The 2,115-nt window shown below is 66.2% G+C and carries 2 protein-coding genes and 1 pseudogene; 2 read left to right on the forward strand and 1 reads right to left on the reverse strand.

The window, feature by feature from the left end:
- Positions 1-308, reverse strand: a pseudogene (locus tag EIO58_RS16755) (SAM-dependent methyltransferase); the annotation flags it as partial.
- 163 nt (positions 309-471) lie between these two features.
- On the opposite strand from EIO58_RS16755, the gene EIO58_RS16760 reads away from it, so the two are divergent.
- Together EIO58_RS16760 and EIO58_RS16765 are read left to right on the forward strand one after the other, a co-directional pair.
- Positions 472-1,479, forward strand: a complete 1,008-nt coding sequence (locus EIO58_RS16760) for a hypothetical protein (protein WP_127820426.1) — start codon at positions 472-474, stop codon at positions 1,477-1,479.
- A gap of 125 nt (positions 1,480-1,604) precedes the next feature.
- The gene (locus EIO58_RS16765; protein ID WP_127820427.1) at positions 1,605-1,907 is read left to right on the forward strand and encodes a hypothetical protein; all 303 of its coding nucleotides are present in this window, start codon (positions 1,605-1,607) and stop codon (positions 1,905-1,907) included.
- The last annotated feature ends 208 nt before the right edge of the window (positions 1,908-2,115 follow it).

Here is a 2,115-nt window from a genome sequence, read left to right on the forward strand (position 1 = left end):
GCGACCCGCGCGAAGCCGGCGTCACGGAACCGCGCCGCATGGCGCGCCGCGATCGCCAGCCGCGTCGCCTGCTCGAGGCCCGCGCGCGTGAACAGCATCCGCTCGGCGAGATCGCCGAACTTCGCCCGCGCGCGCGTGCGCAGCCGCGCCTGCCCGACGACCGCAGAGACGAGGTCGGGGGAGTGTCCATCCTTGCGCAGACGAGTCACCGCGCGCGCGACGTCATCGGCCGATTCCATCGGCGGCATCGCGTCGAGCAGCCGCAGCCCCTCGGGCGTGAGCAGCGCGGTCAGTTCGGCCATCTCCACCGGCCCAGCCTACGGCCGCCTCCCGCATCCCGATCGCGGACCCCCTATCGGCCCCCTGTCACCCCGCGATGAGTGCGGGGACAGCCCCCGATGCCGACTCGCGCGCGCATCAACAGACTTCCAATACGAGCCGACTGGCAACCGTTCTAGAAAGAAGATCATCATGGCCGACGACAACACCAACCTGCTGGGTCTTCAGACCAACGTCGATCTGGCGGACTCACTCAACGACAACTCGACCGAGACGGACACCGAGGTCGAGGACTCGTTCAACGACAACTCCGACAACTCCACCGAGACCGAGACCGAAGTCGAGGTCGAGGACTCGTTCAACGACAACTCCGACAACTCCACCGAGACCGAGGACTCGTACAACGACAACTCGGACAATTCGACCGAGACCGAGACCGAGGACTCGTACAACGACAACTCGACCAACACCGACCTTGACGTCGACATCGAGGACTCGTTCAACGACGACCACTCGAACAACTGGGACACGGACGTCGACATCACCGACTCGTTCAACCAGCAGACGCTGAACGACCACTCCATCTCGACCGGCGTGCGGCAGTACCAGACAGGCTTCCGTGACCTCGGCGGCGCGGGTGGCGCTGGTGGCGCCGCAGCGGCGGGTGGACTCACGATCGACAACAGGTCGACGATGTTCGACCAGTCGGTGAATCAGAACGTCTGGGCCAACGGCTCGGGCGGCGTCTCCCAGGTCTTCGGGCAGCAGGGCGGGCTGGCTTCCGGCGACGGCGCGATCGCTGCCGGCGACGACGTCGACATCGACAACTCGACGAATTGGGACATCGATGTCGACATCGAGGACTCGTTCCAAGACAACTCGGTCTCGATCATGGACTCGTTCCAGGACAACTCGACCGAGACGGAGACCGAGATCGACGTCGAGCTGGAGGACGCGTTCAACGAGGACAACTCGACGAACTGGGACATCGATACCGACATCGAGGACGCGTTCAACGAGGACAACTCGACGGACACGGATGTCGACGTCGAAGTCGAGGACTCGTTCCAGGACAACTCGACGGATGTCGACCTCGACGACTCGTTCAACGAATACGAGACCGAGATCGACGTCGAACTCGAGAACGACGGCATCGTGAACAGTCCCGGCGCCGAACAGAACGAAGTCGATCTCTTCTGACTGGGGGATGCGTGTGCGCCCGATCGCCTCGAGCGGCCGGGCGCACTCGCACCGGTATCGGCACGGAGAGCCGGCAGCGATACTGAAGTGTGATGGGCCAAGGCCCCTTCGGTGGGGAGAGGGCGATGAGGGACAGTGACGACCGGGATGGCGTCGTGGACGCGCCACCCGCGAGTGCGCCCGCCGGCAATGCGTCCGCCCAGGGCGGCTTCGACCACCTCCTCCTGCCGGAGGAAGAGGAGTTCCCTCGCGACAGGCTCGCGGCGGAGGGCGACGGCGACCTCTTCGCGAATGCCTTCACCGACGAGATCCAGAATGTGGCCGCGTCGGATTGGGATGTCGACGCCGACGCCCTGTGGGGCGGCGTGGAGCCGGATCCGTACGATGCCGGCACCGCATCGGGCACGGCGCTGGACTTCCCGGTCTGATCGACAGCGTCCAGTGGAGCAAGGGAGCTGCAGCCGTTGACGGATCGCAACGACACGATCGGCACGACGGATGCCGCGGCCGGCGGCATCCCCGCGGCTCCGGACGGCGCTCTCCTCGAGCTGGTGGGGCAGGTCGGCGAGGCTGCGGCCCAGGCCGGCCGCCGCGATCTCGTGCGGCGGCTCGTGCAGACGCGCGAGCGGCTGCGCG

The organism is Microbacterium sp. CPCC 204701, from assembly GCF_004010105.1.
Classification (GTDB): domain Bacteria; phylum Actinomycetota; class Actinomycetes; order Actinomycetales; family Microbacteriaceae; genus Microbacterium.